Source organism: Salegentibacter maritimus (genome assembly GCF_016236915.1).
In the GTDB taxonomy this organism is placed as follows: Bacteria; Bacteroidota; Bacteroidia; order Flavobacteriales; family Flavobacteriaceae; genus Salegentibacter; species Salegentibacter maritimus.
This window is the reverse complement of sequence record NZ_JAEHOK010000073.1, coordinates 1-269: the sequence shown is the minus strand read 5'-3', so window position 1 is coordinate 269 and position 269 is coordinate 1. Positions and strand designations below refer to the sequence as shown.

General features: G+C 48.3%; 1 protein-coding gene. It reads left to right on the top strand.

The features are described from left to right. Positions 1-269: hypothetical protein (locus I6U49_RS16880; protein WP_198629705.1), on the top strand; the 269-nt coding region annotated here is incomplete at both ends.

The following is a 269-nucleotide window of genomic DNA, read 5'->3' as shown; positions in this document are numbered from 1 at the left end:
ATCGTGACAGATGATAATGGAAACGAGGCTGAACCGGTAATACAAACCGTAACGGTAACTGACGACCAGGCACCGGTAATCGCTGCTGTGGAAGCCATCAATACTACTGCAGATGCAGATACCTGTGGGGCGATGATAGAAATTGTACCTCCGGCGGCTACTGATAACTGTTCGGTTGGAAATGTAAACGGAACAAGGGATGATAACCAGCCATTAGATGCGGAATACCCCGTGGGAACCACCAATATTACATGGACCGTGACAGATGA